Source organism: Mesorhizobium sp. M2A.F.Ca.ET.067.02.1.1 (assembly GCF_004023285.1).
Lineage (GTDB): Bacteria > Pseudomonadota > Alphaproteobacteria > Rhizobiales > Rhizobiaceae > Mesorhizobium.
This window is the reverse complement of record NZ_RZSB01000016.1, coordinates 1-17,378: the sequence shown is the minus strand read 5'-3', so window position 1 is coordinate 17,378 and position 17,378 is coordinate 1. Positions and strand designations below refer to the sequence as shown.

General features: G+C 63.5%; 18 protein-coding genes and 1 pseudogene. 14 read left to right on the top strand and 5 right to left on the bottom strand.

Annotated elements, in window-relative coordinates:
- Positions 1-9 precede the first annotated feature (9 nt).
- Complete coding sequence (locus tag EOA28_RS03555; RefSeq protein WP_127250417.1) at positions 10-819, bottom strand: universal stress protein; 810 nt, start codon at positions 817-819, stop codon at positions 10-12.
- A gap of 256 nt (positions 820-1,075) precedes the next feature.
- On the opposite strand from EOA28_RS03555, the gene EOA28_RS03550 reads away from it, so the two are divergent.
- Complete coding sequence (locus EOA28_RS03550; protein WP_127250444.1) at positions 1,076-2,563, top strand: PAS domain-containing sensor histidine kinase; 1,488 nt, start codon at positions 1,076-1,078, stop codon at positions 2,561-2,563.
- A complete protein-coding gene (gene fixJ, locus EOA28_RS03545; RefSeq protein WP_126062679.1) occupies positions 2,553-3,164 on the top strand; it encodes a response regulator FixJ in 612 nt (203 codons plus the stop codon). Before EOA28_RS03550 ends, fixJ begins: the two co-directional genes overlap by 11 nt.
- Before the next feature lie 78 nt (positions 3,165-3,242).
- Here the strand turns inward: fixJ and EOA28_RS03540 are convergent, their stop codons facing one another.
- On the bottom strand, positions 3,243-3,458 hold the full coding sequence (locus EOA28_RS03540) for a hypothetical protein (RefSeq protein WP_127250416.1): 216 nt from the start codon (positions 3,456-3,458) through the stop codon (positions 3,243-3,245).
- Positions 3,459-3,850: 392 nt separating this feature from the next.
- Here EOA28_RS03540 and EOA28_RS03535 point away from each other — a divergent pair, with 392 nt between their 5' ends.
- A complete protein-coding gene (locus EOA28_RS03535; protein ID WP_127250415.1) occupies positions 3,851-4,387 on the top strand; it encodes an Hsp20/alpha crystallin family protein in 537 nt (178 codons plus the stop codon).
- A 68-nt stretch (positions 4,388-4,455) separates the two neighbouring features.
- Here the strand turns inward: EOA28_RS03535 and EOA28_RS03530 are convergent, their stop codons facing one another.
- Positions 4,456-4,731, bottom strand: coding sequence for a hypothetical protein (locus tag EOA28_RS03530; protein ID WP_127250414.1), 276 nt, complete (start codon positions 4,729-4,731; stop codon positions 4,456-4,458).
- Between the two features lie 135 nt (positions 4,732-4,866).
- Between EOA28_RS03530 and hemA the strand changes: the two genes are divergently transcribed.
- From hemA to EOA28_RS03480, 10 genes and pseudogenes are all read left to right on the top strand, one after another.
- Positions 4,867-6,144: a 5-aminolevulinate synthase gene (hemA, locus tag EOA28_RS03525; protein ID WP_128314570.1), complete on the top strand. Its 1,278-nt coding sequence runs from the start codon at positions 4,867-4,869 to the stop codon at positions 6,142-6,144.
- Between the two features lie 139 nt (positions 6,145-6,283).
- Positions 6,284-6,652, top strand: coding sequence for a DUF2267 domain-containing protein (locus EOA28_RS03520; protein WP_245463188.1), 369 nt, complete (start codon positions 6,284-6,286; stop codon positions 6,650-6,652).
- A gap of 2 nt (positions 6,653-6,654) precedes the next feature.
- The gene (locus EOA28_RS03515) at positions 6,655-7,356 is read left to right on the top strand and encodes a phosphoribosyltransferase (RefSeq protein WP_127250934.1); all 702 of its coding nucleotides are present in this window, start codon (positions 6,655-6,657) and stop codon (positions 7,354-7,356) included.
- An 11-nt stretch (positions 7,357-7,367) separates the two neighbouring features.
- On the top strand, positions 7,368-7,817 hold the full coding sequence (locus EOA28_RS03510) for a pyridoxamine 5'-phosphate oxidase family protein (RefSeq protein ID WP_126062684.1): 450 nt from the start codon (positions 7,368-7,370) through the stop codon (positions 7,815-7,817).
- A 92-nt stretch (positions 7,818-7,909) separates the two neighbouring features.
- Positions 7,910-9,151 (top strand): MgtC/SapB family protein, encoded by a 1,242-nt coding sequence (locus EOA28_RS03505; RefSeq protein WP_127250932.1) that lies wholly within the window; start codon positions 7,910-7,912, stop codon positions 9,149-9,151.
- A 113-nt stretch (positions 9,152-9,264) separates the two neighbouring features.
- Positions 9,265-10,734 carry an arginine-ornithine antiporter gene (gene arcD, locus EOA28_RS03500; RefSeq protein ID WP_127250931.1) on the top strand — a complete coding sequence of 490 codons (1,470 nt, stop codon included), beginning with the start codon at positions 9,265-9,267 and terminating at the stop codon, positions 10,732-10,734.
- Between the two features lie 11 nt (positions 10,735-10,745).
- Complete coding sequence (locus EOA28_RS03495) at positions 10,746-11,960, top strand: arginine deiminase (protein ID WP_128314569.1); 1,215 nt, start codon at positions 10,746-10,748, stop codon at positions 11,958-11,960.
- A gap of 11 nt (positions 11,961-11,971) precedes the next feature.
- On the top strand, positions 11,972-12,973 hold the full coding sequence (argF, locus tag EOA28_RS03490) for an ornithine carbamoyltransferase (protein ID WP_127250929.1): 1,002 nt from the start codon (positions 11,972-11,974) through the stop codon (positions 12,971-12,973).
- A 1-nt stretch (position 12,974) separates the two neighbouring features.
- Complete coding sequence (gene arcC, locus EOA28_RS03485) at positions 12,975-13,901, top strand: carbamate kinase (protein WP_127250928.1); 927 nt, start codon at positions 12,975-12,977, stop codon at positions 13,899-13,901.
- Between the two features lie 70 nt (positions 13,902-13,971).
- Positions 13,972-15,245 (top strand): annotated as a pseudogene (locus tag EOA28_RS03480) (MFS transporter).
- On the opposite strand, the gene EOA28_RS03475 reads toward EOA28_RS03480, so the two are convergent.
- Both EOA28_RS03475 and EOA28_RS03470 read right to left on the bottom strand, forming a co-directional pair.
- Positions 15,242-16,216 (bottom strand): alpha/beta hydrolase, encoded by a 975-nt coding sequence (locus EOA28_RS03475; RefSeq protein WP_127250927.1) that lies wholly within the window; start codon positions 16,214-16,216, stop codon positions 15,242-15,244. The pseudogene EOA28_RS03480 and the gene EOA28_RS03475 sit on opposite strands and share 4 nt — an antisense overlap.
- Positions 16,217-16,302: 86 nt before the next feature.
- Positions 16,303-16,812 (bottom strand): hydrolase, encoded by a 510-nt coding sequence (locus EOA28_RS03470; protein ID WP_127250926.1) that lies wholly within the window; start codon positions 16,810-16,812, stop codon positions 16,303-16,305.
- Positions 16,813-16,967: 155 nt separating this feature from the next.
- Here EOA28_RS03470 and EOA28_RS38650 point away from each other — a divergent pair, with 155 nt between their 5' ends.
- Complete coding sequence (locus EOA28_RS38650) at positions 16,968-17,117, top strand: hypothetical protein (RefSeq protein WP_189341917.1); 150 nt, start codon at positions 16,968-16,970, stop codon at positions 17,115-17,117.
- Positions 17,118-17,378 lie beyond the last annotated feature (261 nt).

The following is a 17,378-nucleotide window of genomic DNA, read 5'->3' as shown; positions in this document are numbered from 1 at the left end:
GCCGACCGATCAGTTCGACAACAGGCGATTGATATTGCCCTCGCCGATGAGCGTGCGTGTGACGCCGCCGAAGGCCCATTCCCGCAGCCGGCTGTGACCATAGGCGCCGGAGACGATCAGATCGGCGTGGATTGAGCGCGCGAACGCTACCAGCCTGTCGCCATCCGCTTCGCCGGCGATCACTTCGGTTCGCGCCATGACGCCATGCTGCTCCAGAAAGACCGCGACGTCGGCGGGGCTGTTTCGCACATCTTCTCCGGACTCGGTTTCCATCGTGGCGACGACCACTTCGTTGGCTTTCGCCAGAAACGGCAAGGAATCGGACAAGGCCCTTCGCGCTTCCCGGCTGTCCTTCCAGGCGACAAGGACGGTCTTGCCCAGGAGATGCTCGGCATTGCCCGCCGTGACCAGCACGGGGCGACCGGCGCCAAGCACGAGGCTACCGACATCGACGGCACGGAAGACATCCTCCCCGCCCTCGGCGGTCACGATGAGATCGGCCGAGCGGGCCGCAAGGCCGAGGGCGCGGGTCGGTCGGCAAATGTATTGCGTCCATTCGCTGCTGACCGAGCCAGGGACGAGCTCCTCGAAGATATCGCGCAATTCGGCAAGGCGCTTCTCGATCTCGGTGCGCTGGACCTGCATAACCTCGCCTTCGTAGACCAGGCCCTCTCCTGTGGACACCAAAGGCGGGACGTCCGCGGCGGCAAGGCCGACGAGGTGGGCATCGAAGCGCTGCGCCAGTTCCGCCGCCAGCTTCACGACCGGCGCGGGGTCTGTATCAACGGCCAGATTGACGATTATCGTTTTATAGGACATGCAGGCACCTCGCTCGGAACGCGGAATGCTCTGTCACTTGCATTGTGCGAGCTTGGGGCGCCTTGATACAGATCAAATCGTCACAGCGGCGCCGCTGTTTGGCGGGCAGAATGATGCGTGCTAAATCGTCGGCCGCTGCTGTTTCTCGATCCGGAGACCGCTCGTGAGCAAGACGGAACAAGGCCGGCCAGAAGCAGCCAAGCCATCGCCGCTGGCCGCCCTCGATATCTTGCCGGAACACGAGCTTCTCGCCCTGATGTTCGACCAGGCTCCGGGCTTCATAGCCTTGCTCAGCGAGCCGGACCACGTCTTTCAGCTGACCAATGCCGCGTTTCAGCACTTGATCGGCCAGCGGCAGGTTATCGGCAAATCGTTTCGCGCGGCCTTGCCCGAGCTTGAGGGCCAGGGATTCTACGAATTGCTCGATCGCGTCTGCGAAACCGGCGAGCCTTATGTCGGCCGCAACGCCAAGATCGTCCTGCGCAACGATGAAACCGGCCTTGCGGAGGAGCGTATCCTCGATTTCGTCTACCAGCCCGTGAGGGCAAGGGATGGCCGGATCACCGCAATCTTCATTCAGGGCACCGACGTCAGCGATCTGTCATTCGCCAACGCCGCGCTGCTGCTGCGCGAGGATCACCTGCGTTCGATCCTGGCGACGGTACCCGATGCGATGATCGTCATCGACGAAGGCGCCAACATCCAATCCTTCAGCACGGCGGCCGAGATATTGTTTGGCTACAAGGCCGGCGAGGTCATCGGCCGAAACGTCAAGATGCTGATGCCCCCGCCGTACCGGGAGGAGCACGACACATACCTGCAGCGTTACCTGACAACGGGAGAACGCCGCATTATCGGACTCGGTCGAACGGTAACCGGGATGCGCAAGGACGGATCGACCTTTCCGATGGAACTCTCCGTCGGGGAAATGCATCCCGGAACAGGCCGTTTCTTCACCGGCTTCTGCCGCGACCTGACGGAGCGCCACAGGACGGAAGCCAGGATGCAGGAGCAGCAGCAGGAGCTGCTTCACATGGCGCGTTTCACCGCCCTTGGCGAAATGGCCTCCACATTGGCGCATGAGATTAACCAGCCTCTGACGGCGATCACGAACTATCTCAAGGGCAGCCGCCGTCTGCTCGAGAAAAGCAGGGACGATAACGCCGCAATGTTGCGGGAAGCCGTCGAAAGGGCCGCCGAACAGGCGTTGCGCGCCGGCGACGTCATCCGCCGTCTAAGGGACTTTGTCGCCAGGGGGGAAAGCGAGCGTCAGGTCGAACGCCTGTCGGCGCTCATCGAGGATGCTTCATCGCTGGCCCTGGTCGGCGCCAGGGAAGCGGATGTACGCGTCAGTTACGATCTCGATCCGTCGGCCGAACTGGTCTTGACCGACCGAATCCAGATCGAGCAGGTATTGCTGAACCTGATGAGAAACGCCGTGGAGGCCATGCAAGGCGCGCCACGGCGTGAATTGCACGTCGTTACCAATGCGCGCCAAGACGCGATGGTGGAGATCGGCGTGATCGACACCGGCCCGGGGCTGGCGCCCGAGGTTTCAGCCCAGCTTTTCCAGCCCTTCGTGACCACCAAGAAGCAGGGAATGGGGGTGGGTCTGTCCATTTGTCGCACTATCGTCGAGTCGCATGGTGGTCATATTTGGGCCGAGTCGATGCCCGGCGGAGGAACGGCATTTCGGTTCACCTTGCGTGCCGTAGAAAAGGACGAGGTTGCCCGTGGCCAATGATGTCGTTCATGTCGTCGATGATGACGTCGATGTCCGCAAGTCGCTGGGTTTCCTTCTTGCGACAGCCGACTTTGCCGTGCGCCTGCATGAGTCGGCGACCGCATTCCTGGCACCGGAACCGAAGGAGATCGACGGCTGCATCGTCACCGATGTGCGTATGCCCGGCATTGACGGCATCGAGTTCCTGCGGCAGCTGAAGGCGCGCGGCCTGAATGCGCCGGTGATCGTGATGACAGGTCATGCTGACGTCGCCCTCGCCGTGCAGGCGATGAAGGAGGGCGCTGCCGATTTCATCGAGAAGCCATTCGACGATCAGGTGCTCATCGATGCCATTCGTTCCGCCCTGGACCACCGCAGCCAGCCGATCGCGGCGCACCCGCAATCAGCCGGGATTCGAAAGAACCTTGCGACGCTGTCGGAGCGGGAGCGCCAGGTGCTCGACGGCCTTGTCTCGGGACTGCCGAACAAGACGATTGCCTATGATCTCGGGATCAGTCCGCGGACCGTTGAAATCCATCGCGCCAATGTCATGAGCAAAATGGGCGCCAGCAGCCTCTCGCATCTGGTGCGCATGGCCTTGATCGCCGATCCGAAGAGCTGAAGCGGATTGAAGCGAAGCGGTTCAAGTCCTTGTTTCCGCTGCATGCCGCCCTGAAAGCTACACGCCAGAGGGCGCGCATCAGTGCGGATTCTGCAGGAAGCCAAGCTGGTGCTCCTCCGGATTCCAGACACGCCAGTGGGTCGGACGGATGTCGACCCGCGCCCCGGTCGCGACATTCTTCCAGCCCACCGGCGCCTTCTCGCAAGGGAACACGAGCGCGTGCACGCCATCGTCGTCGATGACGGCCAGTTCGAGGTTGCGGCCGGGTGGCGCGCTTGCGATCGGATTCCACATTCGGCCAGTGTGATCGAAGATTCGCCTCGCGCTTTGATTTGAGTCAGATTTTCCGGCCAGGAGGCCTCTTGGCGCGAACGGGGGTCATTGAACGAGCGTGGTTCAGGCTCTTTGACCCCAAACGTTCCTTCTTGCGGCTTGTTTGACGCGGATCAACGATGGCTGCTCATACCGGTGCTTTGATGCCGGCCTCGACAGGTCGCGCATGAATTGCAGTGCGGTCGCGTGGACCCCGTGTCAAACGCGGACGTCGCGAAGCAGATGGGTCAGTTCAGCGAGGATGCCTGTCGAGCAGGTCCGCCGACCTCTCTCTGGCGCGTGCTGGAATACCTGCGGTGAAAGAGCGGAGGCGGCGGCACTTGTTGCCCAATCGACCTTCAAGGAGAAAAGCCATGGCTGAGGCCGCTACCAAACTGCCCGTGAGAACCGAGAAGAACGTTCCCGCCCGATCGGATAACTGGGCGGGACCTTTCGAGAGCCTGCGACGCGAAATCGACCGGCTTTTCGATGACTTTCATCCCTTCGATTTCCATCTGCCCGCCACCCGTTCGCTCTTCGGCACGGACTTGCCCGCGAAATTGCGCGGTGAGTGGCCGGTGGCGCCGGCGATGGACCTGGTGGAAAAGGCCGATGCGTATGAGATCACGGCGGAACTGCCGGGCATCGACGAAAAGAACGTCGACATCAAGCTCGCCAACAACGTGCTGACGATCAAGGGCGAGAAGAAGGAAGAAAAAGAGGAAAAGGAGAAGGACTACTATCTCTCGGAGCGCCGCTACGGCTCCTTCCAGCGCTCGTTCCGGCTGCCCGAAGGTGTAAACGCCGACAAGATCGACGCCAGTTTCACCAAGGGCATTCTCACTGTGAAGCTGCCCAAGACGGCCGAAGCGCAGAAGGCCGAGAAGAAGATCACCGTCAAGGCTGCCTGAAGCCACGGATGGTCATTTCCTCAGTGCATCGGGCCGGTGCACTGAGGAGCCTTCCCCACAATCAGGCCTCATTTCTTTGGATCCGAAGGTTTCCCTGCGGCCTCGGCTTGATGCTCCGCGATTTCGAGCTTCTGCCTCTCGCGTGCAAGCAGGTTCTCGATCACCTGCCGCTTCTGCGGGTCGGATTCCGCGGCAAGCAAGTCTTCGAAATGGGCAATATTAGCCCGTGCAATGAACCGGTCCACGACTACCCTCAATGCAGGCTCTTCATCATTCCTACTCCAAATATCGCAGTCATCCACTTTTTTGTGAAGCACAAGCCCGCTGGATGAAGCCGCCTCCATTCACATTGTCTCGATCGCCAGAGGCATCCCGGAATTGACATAGCTCAAAGTGAGGTCCGCGCATGCCTCGTATGGTGTCGGCCAGGTAGGTCAACGCGCTACCCAATACGGATTTAGGCTGCACAGGAGCTCGACATGAATTACCAGCGGTTCTTCGAGGATGCGATCGACCAGCTCCACGCGGAGCGGCGCTACCGCGTCTTCGCCGACCTCGAGCGCATGGTGGGCAAGTTCCCGCGCGCCATCTGGCGTTCCAACGGCCGCGCCCAGGAAATCACCGTCTGGTGCTCCAACGACTATCTCGGCATGGGCCAGAACGAGGATGTGATTGCCGCCTTCCAGAGAGTGGCCGGCAAGATGGGCTCGGGCGCCGGCGGCACCCGCAACATCTCGGGCACCTCCAACCCGCTGGTCGAGCTGGAGCGGGAGCTCGCCGACCTGCATGACAAGGAGGCAGGGCTCGTCTTCACCTCCGGCTTCGTCTCCAACGAGGCCTCGATCTCGACCATCGCCCGGCTTCTGCCCAACTGCCTGGTGCTCTCCGACGAGCTCAACCATGCCTCGATGATCGAAGGCGTGCGCCGCTCCGGCGCGGAAAAGAAGATCTTCCGCCACAACGACGTCGCGCATCTGGAAAGCCTGCTGCAGGCGGCGGGGCGCGAGCGCGCCAAGCTGATCGTGTTCGAGAGCGTCTATTCGATGGACGGCGACATCGCGCCGATCAGAGAGATCGTCGAGCTGGCCGAGCGCTACAACGCCATGACCTATATCGACGAGGTGCATGCGGTGGGCATGTACGGACCGCGCGGCGGCGGCATCACCGAACGCGAGGGCCTTGCCGACCGCATCGACATCATCGAGGGAACGCTGGCCAAGGCCTTCGGCACGCTGGGCGGCTACATCACCGGCACCAGCGCGGTGATTGACGCGGTGCGCTCCTATGCGCCGGGCTTCATCTTCACCACCGCGCTGCCGCCGGCGATCGCGGCCGCCGCCACCACCTCGATCCGCCACCTGAAGCGCTCGCAGGCCGAGCGCGACGCGCAGCAGCGCCAGGCGGCGCGCACCAAGCAGGTGCTTGCCGCCGCAGGCCTGCCGGTGATGGAATCGGCCACCCATATCGTGCCGGTGCTGGTCGGCGATCCCGAGCTTTGCAAGATGGCGAGCGACCGGCTGCTTGGCGTGCACGGCATCTACATCCAGCCGATCAACTATCCGACGGTGCCGCGCGGCACCGAGCGGCTGCGCATCACGCCGACGCCGTTCCATTCGGACGCGCTGATCGCCGAATTGCAGGACGCGCTGGTCGAGACCTGGGATGCGCTGGGCATCCCCTATGCCGGTTCAGGCCGCCCCGCCGTCGCCAGGACCGATCGGATCATTCCGCTGCTGGTGAACAAGGCAGGCGGCTGAAATCCGGGACGTTGAACTTATCCGGAGCAATGCGCAATTCCCAGCAAGGGAGAACCAAAACAGTCGAAGGATGAGGAGGATGACACACGCAGTTTCACACACTTCGATCACACATGCCGCCGAGCAGACGCAGCAATGGGTGAACGAGCTTGCCAGGGACCTGGATTGGAATGAGCAAAGCGCATTTCGCCTGCTGAAAGCGGTCCTGCATGCCTTGCGCGACTGGCTTTCGCCGGAGGAAATGGCCGACCTGTCGGCCCAGTTGCCGACGCTGATCAGAGGCATCTATTTCGAAGGGTGGAACCCGGCCGAACCGACGTGGGAACGCAAAAAGAGCGACTTCGTCATTTGCGTCCCCAACAGCTTTGGCTACGAGCCGGAGGTCGACACCGACAAGGCGATCGTAGCGGTGTTCAGGCTTCTCGACCGGCATATTTCCCACGGTGAGATCGTCCAGGTCCGAAACTCGATGAAGAAGTCACTGCGCCACCTGTGGCCGGAGGAATGACGATGTTTCGCGATCGCCAGGAGGCGGGGCAGAAGCTCGGAGCATCGCTGGACCTGCTTCAGCTGAAGGACCCGATTGTGCTCGCCTTGCCGCGAGGCGGCGTCCCTGTGGCTGCCGAGGTAGCCAAGGCCCTCAAGGCGCCGCTGGACCTCGTGATCGTTCGAAAGGTCGGAGCGCCGGGCAATCCGGAACTGGCCGTGGCCGCCATCGTGGACGGCGAGCCTCCCGACGTCGTTCTCAACCGGGAAATCGTGGAGGCATACGCCCTCGATGACGGCGCGCTTCGTGTCCTGATCGCGCAGGAGCGCCCCGAACTGGAACGGCGACGGGCGGTATATCGTGGGAAAGACCTGCCCCTGTCGGTGGCGGGCAAAACGGTGATCGTCGTTGACGACGGGGCGGCGACCGGAACGACGATGAAGGTCGCCATTCGCGCGTTGAAGCGACGTTCGCCGCGCAAGATCATCGTCGCTCTTCCCGTGGCGCCGGTGGACACCGCGGACGAGCTCTCGCAGGAAGCGGATTTGATCTGCCTCAATCAGCCTGCACGTTTTCGGGCGCTGAGCTATTATTACGGCAACTTCCCGCAGCTCTCCGACAACGAGGTTCTGGATCTCATGGCCCTCGCCCGCGGAAATGCCGACGAACGAAGGCGCTCCGGCCAGCACACCGCGAAAAGATCGCGGCGCGAGACCGATAGCTAGGAGTCCCGCCGATGCAGATCCGCGCTTTGTCCACTCTGGAATGCACCAAACTGCTGACGGCCAATCGCGCCGGCCGGCTGGCCTGCGCGAAGGACGGGCGGCCCTACGTCGTTCCGTTCCATTACGCGCATGCGGACAACCACCTCTATGCCTTCTCCCTGCCGGGCAAGAAGATCGACTGGATGCGCGCCAATCCGCTCGTGTCCGTGCAGGTCGACGCCCCCGGCACGGGTCACGGTTGGAAAAGCGTCATCGTCACCGGCCGTTATGAAGAACTTCCCGATCGGATCGGACACGAGGCGCAGCGTGACCATGCATGGTTCGTGCTGAGCAAGCACTTCGACTGGTGGGAGCCAGGCGCGCTCAAGCCGGCCGCAGCCTCGGATCTGGAGCATCTGCCCCACGTGTTCTTCCGCGTCTCCATCGCCGAAGTTTCGGGCCGCGAAGCGTTGGAGAGCTAGCCTTACATGGCGAGGCCGAGGCGGAAGCCGCGCCAAGACGACCGCTGGCCAAAGCGGCTGGCAGCGTATGCAGCCAATCTGAGGTAGCCGCCATGGACACGCTCATTGCCCGGCTCGGGGTCGCCTTGGCAATAGGCCTGCTTGTCGGGTTGGAACGCGGCTGGAGAGAGCGCGATGCGCCCGACCGCAGCCGGACAGCCGGCATTCGCACCTTCGGCATCGCCGGGCTTCTCGGCGGCCTGGTTGCGGCATTGGCCGACGCGCTCAACGCAATTTCGGTGCTGGTTGCAGGCTTCCTCGCCTTCGCTGGCATTTTCGCCTGGTACAAGGCACGCGAAGCCGCGCATGACGAGGATTTCAGCGTCACAACCGTTATCGCGGGCCTCGCCGTCTTTACGCTTGGCGCGCTCTGCGTGGCAGGCGATTTTCGCGTTGCCGCCGCGGGAGGCGCAGCGCTCGCGGCGCTCCTCGCCAGCCGCGAAATCCTGCACGGGCTTCTGAAACGTCTGACCTGGATCGAGCTTCGCTCGGCACTGGTCCTGGCGGTGATGACCGCCATAATCCTGCCCCTGCTGCCGGACCGTCCATTTGACCCATGGGGCGGCTTCAACCCGCGGGAGATCTGGCTCCTGACGGTGCTGATGGCCTCGATTTCCTTCGCCGGTTATGTCGCGGCGCGCGTCCTCGGAAACGCCCGCGGTCTGATTGTGAGCGCGCTCGCCGGCGCCGTGGTCTCATCGACCGCCGTCACCCTGTCACTGGCCCGTACGGCCAATCGGTCGGACAATTCCTTGTCCTTCGCCGGCGCGGCTTCCCTGGCCGCTATGATCTCAATCTTGCGTGTCTGCCTCGTGGTTTTGATACTGGCGCCGGTGACCGCTTACATCGCCATACCCGCGCTCGCAGCCGCGCTGACACTCGGCGTCTGCGGAACGATTGCGCTGGCAATTCGCGGCAGCAAGCCAGAGAGCCCCGGCGCGACGCGCAATCCGTTCGAACTGGTGCCGTTGCTGATCTTTGCGCTGCTGTTCGCGGGCGCCTCGACAGCGAGCGCCGCGTTGGCCTTCCAATTCAAGGAACAAGGCCTGCTGGCGAGTTCCGCGATCGCGGGCGCCTTTGATGTCGACGCTTCGGTGCTCAGCGCCATACGGCTGATCAAGCAGTCGATGCCGATCGAAACCGTTGGACATGCGGTGCTGACAGCGCTGGTGGCCAACGCAATCGGGCGCCTGTTCCTGGCCGTATTCGCGGGTCCGGTGAGATTCTGGTTGCCCCTGGCCGGCATGACCTTGACCGCCGCTGCCGTGGGCTACGGCGCCATGCTGCTTCGGTAGGGTTGTTGCGGCCGTGACGCTCGCGCTGGGATCATTCTGATTTGACCCGTGTCAAAGCTGCCGGCCCGCTTTCCTGTTGAATGCCCCCATCATTGCAAAGGTGGGAGGGCCTCATGGCCACAACAGACATCAACGTCCCTATTCGGGAAAGAACTGCGATCCCGGCTTCGGCGAAGCTCCGGCTGGGGTCGCTGACCGCGCTCGTCATCGGCTCCATGGTCGGCTCGGGCGTCTTCAGCCTGCCGCAGAACATGGCGGCCGGCGCCGGTCCGCTCGCGATCCTGATCGGTTGGGCCATCACGGCTGTCGGCATGCTTGCGCTGGTGTTTGTCTACCAGTCGCTGGCGGTGCGCCGTCCCGACCTCGACGCCGGCCCCTATGCCTATGCCAAGGCCGGCTTCGGTCCGTTCGTAGGCTTCAACAGTGCCTGGGGCTACTGGATCAGCGCATGGGTCGGCAACGTCTCCTACGCGGTGATCGTTTTCAGCGCACTGTCCTATTTCTTCCCCGCCTTCGGTGACGGAAACACGTGGCAGGCAGTGCTCGGTGCATCGATCCTGCTGTGGCTCATCCATGTTCTGATCCTTGCGGGCATCCGTCAGGCGGCGGTCGTCAACACCATCGTGACCGTGGCCAAGATCGCGCCTGTCGTCCTGTTCGTCGGGATCGTCGCCGTCGCGTTCAAGCTTAATGTCTGGACACTCGACTTCACCGGGCTCGGCAACGCCTCGCTCGGCACCATCGCCGCCCAGGTCAAGAGCACGATGCTGGTGACGCTGTGGGTGTTCATCGGCATCGAAGGCGCCAGCGTTTTCTCCGCCCGGGCGGAGCGCCGCAAGGACATTGCGACGGCAACTGTGCTCGGCTTCTTCACCTGCCTCGCGCTCTATGCGCTGGTCTCGCTGCTTTCGCTCGGCATCCTGAGCCAGCCCGAACTTGCCGCCCTGAAGAACCCGTCGATGGCGGGCGTGCTCGAGGCGGTCGTCGGACCCTGGGGCGCCGTGCTCATCAATCTCGCGCTCGTCATCTCGGTCATCGGCGCCTTCCTGAGCTGGACGCTGCTTGCGGCGGAGGTTCCGCATGTGGCCGGAAAGGACGGGACCCTGCCGAAGTTCTTCGGCCGGGAAAGCGAGCGCGGCGTTCCTTCGACGTCGCTGCTGATCACCAACCTGCTCGTCCAGGCCTTCCTGGTGATCACGCTCTTTGCTCAGAGCACCTACCAGGCGCTCTTCTACATCGCTTCGACGGCGATCCTCGTGCCTTACATTTTCTCCGGAGCCTTCGCCGCGAAACTGGCATTGACCGGAGAAAGCTACCAAGGCGGCGAAGGGCGCACCGGACCGCTCGTCGCCGGCGTGCTGGCAACGATCTTCGGGCTGTGGCTCGTCTATGCGGCGGGGCCTGCGTACCTGTTCATGTGCGCGATCCTCTATGCCCCGGGCATCATCTTCTACGTATGGGCTCGCCGCGAGGGCAAACAGCGTGTCTTCCACCCGATGGAAGCCGTCATCGCCGTCGCGCTCGTCGCAGTCGCAATCCTTGCCGTCTACGAGATGTGGACCGGCGCTGTCAGCGCGCTTTGAGAGGCCGTACAATGACAAATCTGGGAGTGCATTCGGAGGTCGGCCGCCTGCGCGAGGTCATGGTCCACAGGCCGGATCTCAGCCTGCGCAGGCTAACGCCGGATAACTGCAAGGCGCTGCTGTTCGACGACGTGTTGTGGGTGAAGCGGGCGCGCCAGGAACACGACGTCTTCGTCGACGCGTTGCGCGAGCGTGGCGTGGTGGTGCATTCGTTCGGCGAGCTGCTTGCCGAGACAATGGCCATCGGCAAGGCCCGCGACTGGCTTCTCGACCGCAGGGTGCATGCCGGCGTGGTCGGCCTCGACATGGTCGACGAGATGCGTGGCTGGCTGAACGAAATGTCGGCCGGCCTGCTGGCAACCTGTCTGGTCGGTGGCATTGCGCGCGCCGAACTGCCGTTCGAGCCCAAGGGCCTGACCGGAAGGACGCTCGCGCCGCAGGATTTCGTGCTGCCGCCGCTTCCCAACCAGCTGTTCACCCGCGACAGCTCCTGCTGGATCTACCGCTCCGTGTCGGCCAACCCGATGTATTGGCCGGCCAGGCGGCCGGAGGCGGCCAATGTCGAGGCTGTCTATCGCTTCCATCCAAGGTTCCGCGACAGCGGCATCCCGTTCGTTTCTCCCCAGGCCGGAACGGGCGTCAGCCTCGAAGGCGGCGACGTCATGCCTGTCGGCGGAGGCGTCGTTCTGGTCGGTATGGGCGAGCGCACCACGCCGCAAGCGGTCGGCGATCTTGCGCGAAGCCTGTTCGCCGCCGGAGAGGCCACGCGCGTGATTGCGGCTCTGATGCCGCGCGACCGTTCCTTCATGCATCTTGACACCGTCTTCACCTTCTGCGACCGCGACCTCGCGACCATGTATCCGCCCGTGGTCGAAAGGCTGCGCACCTTCTCGATCCGGCCGGGAGACGGCGATGCGGCGGTCGAGGTCAGGGAGGAGAAGGAGCCCTTCATATCAGTTGTCGCGGAGGCTCTCGGGCTGAAATCGCTGCGGATCATCGCCACTGGCGGCGACCGCTACGAGGCCGAGCGCGAGCAGTGGGACGACGGCAACAACGTCGTCGCCGTCGAGCCGGGCGTCGTCATCGGCTACGACCGCAACGTCTACACCAACACGCTTCTGCGCCGGGCGGGAGTCGAGGTGATCACCGTCGAGGGTGCCGAGCTCAGCCGCGGCCGCGGTGGCGGCCATTGCATGACCTGCCCCATCGCCCGAGACCCGCTCTGAAAGGACCCCCAATGTCGATCAAACTTCATGGACGCTCGGTGCTCTCGCTGGACGATCTTTCGGCGGACGAGATCCGCTTCCTGCTGAAGCTGGCCGCCGATCTGAAGGCAGCCAAGCAGGCCGGGCACGAGATACCGCGCCTCGTTCGCAAGAACATCGCGCTCATCTTTGAAAAGGACTCGACCCGCACCCGGACGGGATTCGAAGTGGCCGCCTACGATCAGGGCGCCCACGTCACCTATTTCGGCCCAAGCGGCAGCCATATCGGGCACAAGGAGTCCATGAAGGACACCGCGCGCGTGCTCGGCCGCATGTATGATGCGATCGAATATCGCGGCTTTGCGCAACATCAGGCCGAGCTGCTTGCCACGCATGCCGGCGTGCCCGTCTACAACGGCCTGACCAATGAAGCGCACCCGACGCAAATCCTCGCCGATTTCATGACCATGCGTGAATTCACGCACAAGCATCTGTCCGACATGACGGTCGCCTTCGTCGGCGAGGGGCGGGACAATGTCGCGCTATCCCTGGCGGTGGGCGCCGCCAAGGTCGGCATCGACATGCGTATCGCTTCACCCAAGGAGCTCTGGCCGGACGGCGAGTTCTGCGCCCATGTCAGAACCCTGGCGGAGCGCAGCGGTGGCCGCTTCAGGCTGGACGAAGATGTGAAGAGCTGCGTCGAAGGCGCCGACTTCATCTACACCGATGTCTGGCTCTCCATGGGTGAGGACAAGTCGGCCTGGGCCGAGCGTATCCGCCTGCTGACGCCCTATCGGGTGACGAGCGAGGTGATGTCGGCCAGCGGCAATCCGCACGTGAAATTCATGCATTGCCTGCCGGCGTTCCACGATACCGAGACCGAGGTCGGCGCCTCTGTCTCGCGCGAATTCGGCATCGACTGCATGGAGGTCACCGATCAGGTCTTCGAATCGGGCGCGTCGATCGTGTTCGACCAGGCGGAGAACCGCATGCACACGATCAAGGCGCTGCTCGTCGCCACGATCGGCAATTGAGATGCTGATCGTAGCGGCTCTCGGCGGGAACGCGCTGTTGCGGCGCGGCGAGCCCATGACCGCCGAAAATCAGCGCGGCAATGTCAAGCATGCGGCATCCGCCCTGGCGGCGCTTATCGGCCAGGGCCATTCGCTCGTCATCACGCATGGCAATGGCCCGCAGGTCGGCCTGCTGGCGCTCCAGTCGGCGGCCTCGACCGACGGCGCTTTCCCGCTCGACGTGCTCGGCGCCGAAAGCGCCGGCATGATCGGCTACATGATCGAGCAGGAACTTGCCAACCTTATCAGCCAGAGGCTGTTCGCGACATTGCTGACACAGGTGAAGGTCGACCCGGGCGACCCCGCCTTCGCCCATCCGACAAAACCGATCGGCCCCGTCTATGACGAGGCGACGGCGCGACGGCTCGTGGGCGAGCGCGGTTGGACCGTTGCGCCTGACGGCGACAAATGGCGCCGTGTCGTGCCCTCGCCGCGGCCTCTCGATATCTTGGAAGTGTCGGTGATCTCCTATCTGGTCGAGCAGGGCGTCGTCGTCATCTGCACGGGTGGTGGAGGTGTCCCGGTCATCGCCCGCGACGATGGCAGCATGATTGGCGTCGAAGCCGTCATCGACAAAGACCTGGCAAGCTCGCTTGTGGCGCGTCAATTGAAGGCTGACATGCTGCTGATGCTGACGGATGTCGATGCGGTTTATGCCGGCTTCGGTACGCCGCAGGCCCGCGCGCTCCGGCACGTTGCCACGACAGAGATATCGGGACGGAATTTTCCGGCCGGATCCATGGGGCCGAAGGTGGGTGCCGCGATCGAGTTCGCCGAAGCAACGGGCAAGCCTGCCGCGATCGGCAAGCTCGAAGATGCCCTGGCAATCGTCAGGGGCGAGCGCGGTACCTGGTTGGAAGCCCCGGCCAAGGAACTGCAAAATAGCTGATCGCGGTGTACTTGCGCACCGCGAGTCCGCTATGTTGAACGTGCCCAATGTCGGCGTGCCGAAGGGATCAATGAAGCAGCTCGAGACCGCGGAGACCACCCGCACCCGCCTAGGAACCATCCCTGCGGGGATTTGGGCGTTGGGCTTCGTGTCTCTGCTGATGGACGTCTCTTCGGAGATGATCCACGCCTTGCTGCCAGTCTACCTCGTCACCGTCATGGGAGCGTCGATGGTGATGGTCGGCACCATTGAGGGCATTGCCGAAGCGACGGCCGCCATCACCAAGGTGTTTTCGGGCGCGCTGTCCGATTGGCTGGGAAAACGCAAGCTGCTGGCGGTCATCGGCTACGGCCTCGCCGCTCTCACCAAGCCGGTGTTCCCGCTGGCTTCCTCGATTGGCTGGCTGGTGGCGGCGCGATTTGTCGACCGTGTGGGCAAAGGGATTCGCGGCGCCCCTCGCGATGCCCTGGTTGCGGACATCGCCCCCGCCGACGCGCGCGGCGCGAGTTTCGGGCTTCGCCAGGCACTCGACACGGTTGGGGCGTTTGTCGGGCCGCTGCTGGCGTTCGGCCTCATGTGGCTGACCGCCAATCAGTTTCGGACCGTGTTCTGGGTCGCGGTTGTTCCAGGCCTTCTGGCGGTCGTGCTGCTGGTTACCGCCGTCCGCGAGCCGGCCCGGCCCACGGGGCTGCGCGAAGTGCGCGCTCCCTTGAGCCTGCAGGAGCTCAAGCGCCTGGGTTCGTCCTTCTGGCTGGTTGTCTGCGTGGCCACCGTGTTCACCCTGGCCAGGTTCAGCGAAGCGTTTCTCATCCTGCGCGCGCAGGGCATGGGCCTGCCGATCGGGCTCGTCCCGCTGGTGCTGGTGGTCATGAACGTGGTCTACTCGCTCTCGGCCTATCCGGCCGGCGCGCTATCGGATCGCGTCAATCGCCTGACGATGCTCATTCTCGGCTTCCTGGTCCTGATTGCCGCGGACATCGTGCTGGCGTTCCCTGGAAATCTTGCGGCCGCAGCGCTCGGCGTGGGCCTGTGGGGCCTGCATCTGGGGCTTACGCAGGGCCTCCTGGCAACGCTCGTCGCCGATACGGCCCCGCCGGAACTGCGAGGCACCGCCTTCGGGATGTTCAACCTGTCGACTGGACTTGCCTACTGGCCGCCAGCCTGCTGGCGGGCACGCTCTGGGATTTTTTCGGACCGAGGATGACCTTCCTGGCGGGCGCGGGCTTCACGGCGCTGGCGCTCTTCGGCCTTGGCCTCGTCCGTTGGCTGACGCCGACCCTTGGCCAAGACGCAACGGCCCCCGCGGCGGTCGTCACGCCGACAATCACCGGTTCCGCGGGTTAACGGTTTGACGGGATCAGGCCCGCGCCGGCCAGAAAGGTGCGGATTGCCGTGCGAACCTCCTGCGTCCGCCCGACGAGAAGATGTCCGCCGGTATCGTAGACCACCAGCTTGGCGCTGGGAATCCTGGCCGCCGCGAACTCGGCTGCCGGCAGCGTGTTGAACAGGTCGTCGCGCGCCGAGACGATCAATGTCGGTGCAGCGATTTCAGCCAGCGGCTGTTCATGCAGCTCCGGAGCGCTGTCGATATTGATGCCGGAGAAGCGCAGCGACAATGGTTCAACGCCTCTGACAAAGCTCATCACACGGTCTCTTTCGGCTTGGGGCGCGGCCGTCACCAGCGCCGGCCGAACGCCGAGGAAGCGAATGAGTACCGATGGCGCGATGTTCTCGGCTGCCCACCAGGCGAAATCGCCGCCGGCGTTGACAGCCCAGAACGCAAACCTGTTACCCGGATCCACGTCGACCGAGACCGGACTGGTGGGCGAATAAAGGGCCGGGACGACCAGAATGAGAGCGGCGACCTTGTCCGGGTGCCGAAGGCTCAGCTCGACCGCCGACCGCGCGCCAGCCGAAACGCCGACGACCACCACCGCCTTGGAAACGTTCAGTTTGGTGAGCAGCGCCGCGAGAGCATCGGCCTGAGCGGCCGGAGAAGGGTCTTGCGGAACAGGCGTGCGCAGATAGCCGTAGCGCGACGGCGCGATGATACGGAAGCCCTCCCCCACAAGACCGGAAGCAAGGGCAAGGCCTTGATCAAAGCCGCCGCCGGAGCCGTGGATCGAAAGCAGCGGAATGCCCGCGCCGCTGTCGGCGTATTCAACCGGGCCGATGTCGAGCTTGGCGACCAGACTGCCTCGGCTGACGGTGTCGCGCAAGCGACCAAGCTCGTTCCTGTAAAGCACGAAAGCCACACCGGCCGCGCTCGCCATGGCGATAAGCATGACCAGCAGGAAACCGCCAATTCGACTCATGCAAGGGCTCCATCAGGGCGCATATTGACCTGCCTCGCTCGGACGCAAGTCCATCTATCCAAACTGGCAGCGCGTTGCGTTGTAGACTAGCCCACGGCCGCTACCCCAACGACATAGTTCTTTCCGTAGGCTTCGGCGCATTTCGGGCAGGTCGTATAGAAGAAATAGACGTCGCCCGGTTCCGATTTCCGATCACGCGCCATCTGCAGCATCTCTTCGTGCCACGGCCTTGCCTGGCTGAAGGGGCCTTCTAACACTTTCGTCACGAAGTCCCCGCTCAGCGTCGTCATCTCTTCCTCGGGGACAGATTTCGAAACCGAGAAGAGATGTTCGCTGGTCCAGGGCGAGAGATCGCGGCTGAGAACGATGGACTGGCCATCGGCCGAAGCGCCGGCATCGTCGATGTGCCGATTAACGCGCGTGAAAACGCTGCCCATGTTCACGGGGACATGCATGACGCTGTGCGTCACCGCTCTCACGAACGGCTTGTCACGGAACTGCAGCTCCTGATCGTCCCAACCGCCGGGGTTGAACTTCGGGCAGCAACCGGTCGTATTCACGCTGGTATCGTAGTGTGGCGTCTCGTTCGTTCGCATCGTCGTCTCCTGACCTGAGAGCCCCATCAGACCAGCTGGCGAACCGGTCCTCATTGATTCCGGTCAACGCCGCCAGGGATGCACAATTGACGCGCGTCAAGGCTGGTCGGCCCCAATGCGGCTATGGGAATCGGTCGGATAGTCTGGAGACCACCATGGCCCACAAACAGGTATTGTTCCGCTCGGCGGCGCGCGAAAAAATCCTGCGCGGCGCGACCCAACTCGCCGACGCCGTGCGGGTGACGCTCGGTCCTCGTCCGAAGTCGGTTCTGATCGAGAAAAAATGGGGCGCACCCATCGTTTAGTCGCCAGCGTGCCGCTCCTGACGGAGGCGACCATGACGGAGATACCCGAGCCGGCAAAGGAGCGCGCGCTTGAGCCGGAAATGCCGATGTAGTCAGCGCGAAGGATGGTGAAAGCAGGAAGCGATATCGCACGATCGCGCGGAGAGAAAGGGAGTTCGAGATGGCAAGGAGAACTGCCAAGATCGAGGTCGGCATGGATCTGGCCGTAAGATGTCGCGTCACCGACACCTGGCAGGACGATCTGGGGGACCGGTGGGCAAC

Bases quoted from the DNA above. Each gene is read 5' to 3' on its own strand.
- arcD (WP_127250931.1), top strand. From the start codon at position 9,265: ATGGCCACAACAGACATCAACGTCCCTATTCGGGAAAGAACTGCGATC.
- arcC (WP_127250928.1), top strand. From the start codon at position 12,975: ATGCTGATCGTAGCGGCTCTCGGCGGGAACGCGCTGTTGCGGCGCGGC.
- EOA28_RS03505 (WP_127250932.1), top strand. From the start codon at position 7,910: ATGGACACGCTCATTGCCCGGCTCGGGGTCGCCTTGGCAATAGGCCTG.
- EOA28_RS03475 (WP_127250927.1), bottom strand. From the start codon at position 16,216: ATGAGTCGAATTGGCGGTTTCCTGCTGGTCATGCTTATCGCCATGGCG.
- EOA28_RS03515 (WP_127250934.1), top strand. From the start codon at position 6,655: ATGTTTCGCGATCGCCAGGAGGCGGGGCAGAAGCTCGGAGCATCGCTG.
- EOA28_RS03535 (WP_127250415.1), top strand. From the start codon at position 3,851: ATGGCTGAGGCCGCTACCAAACTGCCCGTGAGAACCGAGAAGAACGTT.
- EOA28_RS03540 (WP_127250416.1), bottom strand. From the start codon at position 3,458: ATGTGGAATCCGATCGCAAGCGCGCCACCCGGCCGCAACCTCGAACTG.
- argF (WP_127250929.1), top strand. From the start codon at position 11,972: ATGTCGATCAAACTTCATGGACGCTCGGTGCTCTCGCTGGACGATCTT.
- EOA28_RS03555 (WP_127250417.1), bottom strand. From the start codon at position 819: ATGTCCTATAAAACGATAATCGTCAATCTGGCCGTTGATACAGACCCC.
- EOA28_RS03550 (WP_127250444.1), top strand. From the start codon at position 1,076: ATGTTCGACCAGGCTCCGGGCTTCATAGCCTTGCTCAGCGAGCCGGAC.
- EOA28_RS03470 (WP_127250926.1), bottom strand. From the start codon at position 16,812: ATGCGAACGAACGAGACGCCACACTACGATACCAGCGTGAATACGACC.
- hemA (WP_128314570.1), top strand. From the start codon at position 4,867: ATGAATTACCAGCGGTTCTTCGAGGATGCGATCGACCAGCTCCACGCG.
- EOA28_RS03495 (WP_128314569.1), top strand. From the start codon at position 10,746: ATGACAAATCTGGGAGTGCATTCGGAGGTCGGCCGCCTGCGCGAGGTC.
- EOA28_RS38650 (WP_189341917.1), top strand. From the start codon at position 16,968: ATGGCCCACAAACAGGTATTGTTCCGCTCGGCGGCGCGCGAAAAAATC.
- EOA28_RS03530 (WP_127250414.1), bottom strand. From the start codon at position 4,731: ATGGAGGCGGCTTCATCCAGCGGGCTTGTGCTTCACAAAAAAGTGGAT.
- EOA28_RS03510 (WP_126062684.1), top strand. From the start codon at position 7,368: ATGCAGATCCGCGCTTTGTCCACTCTGGAATGCACCAAACTGCTGACG.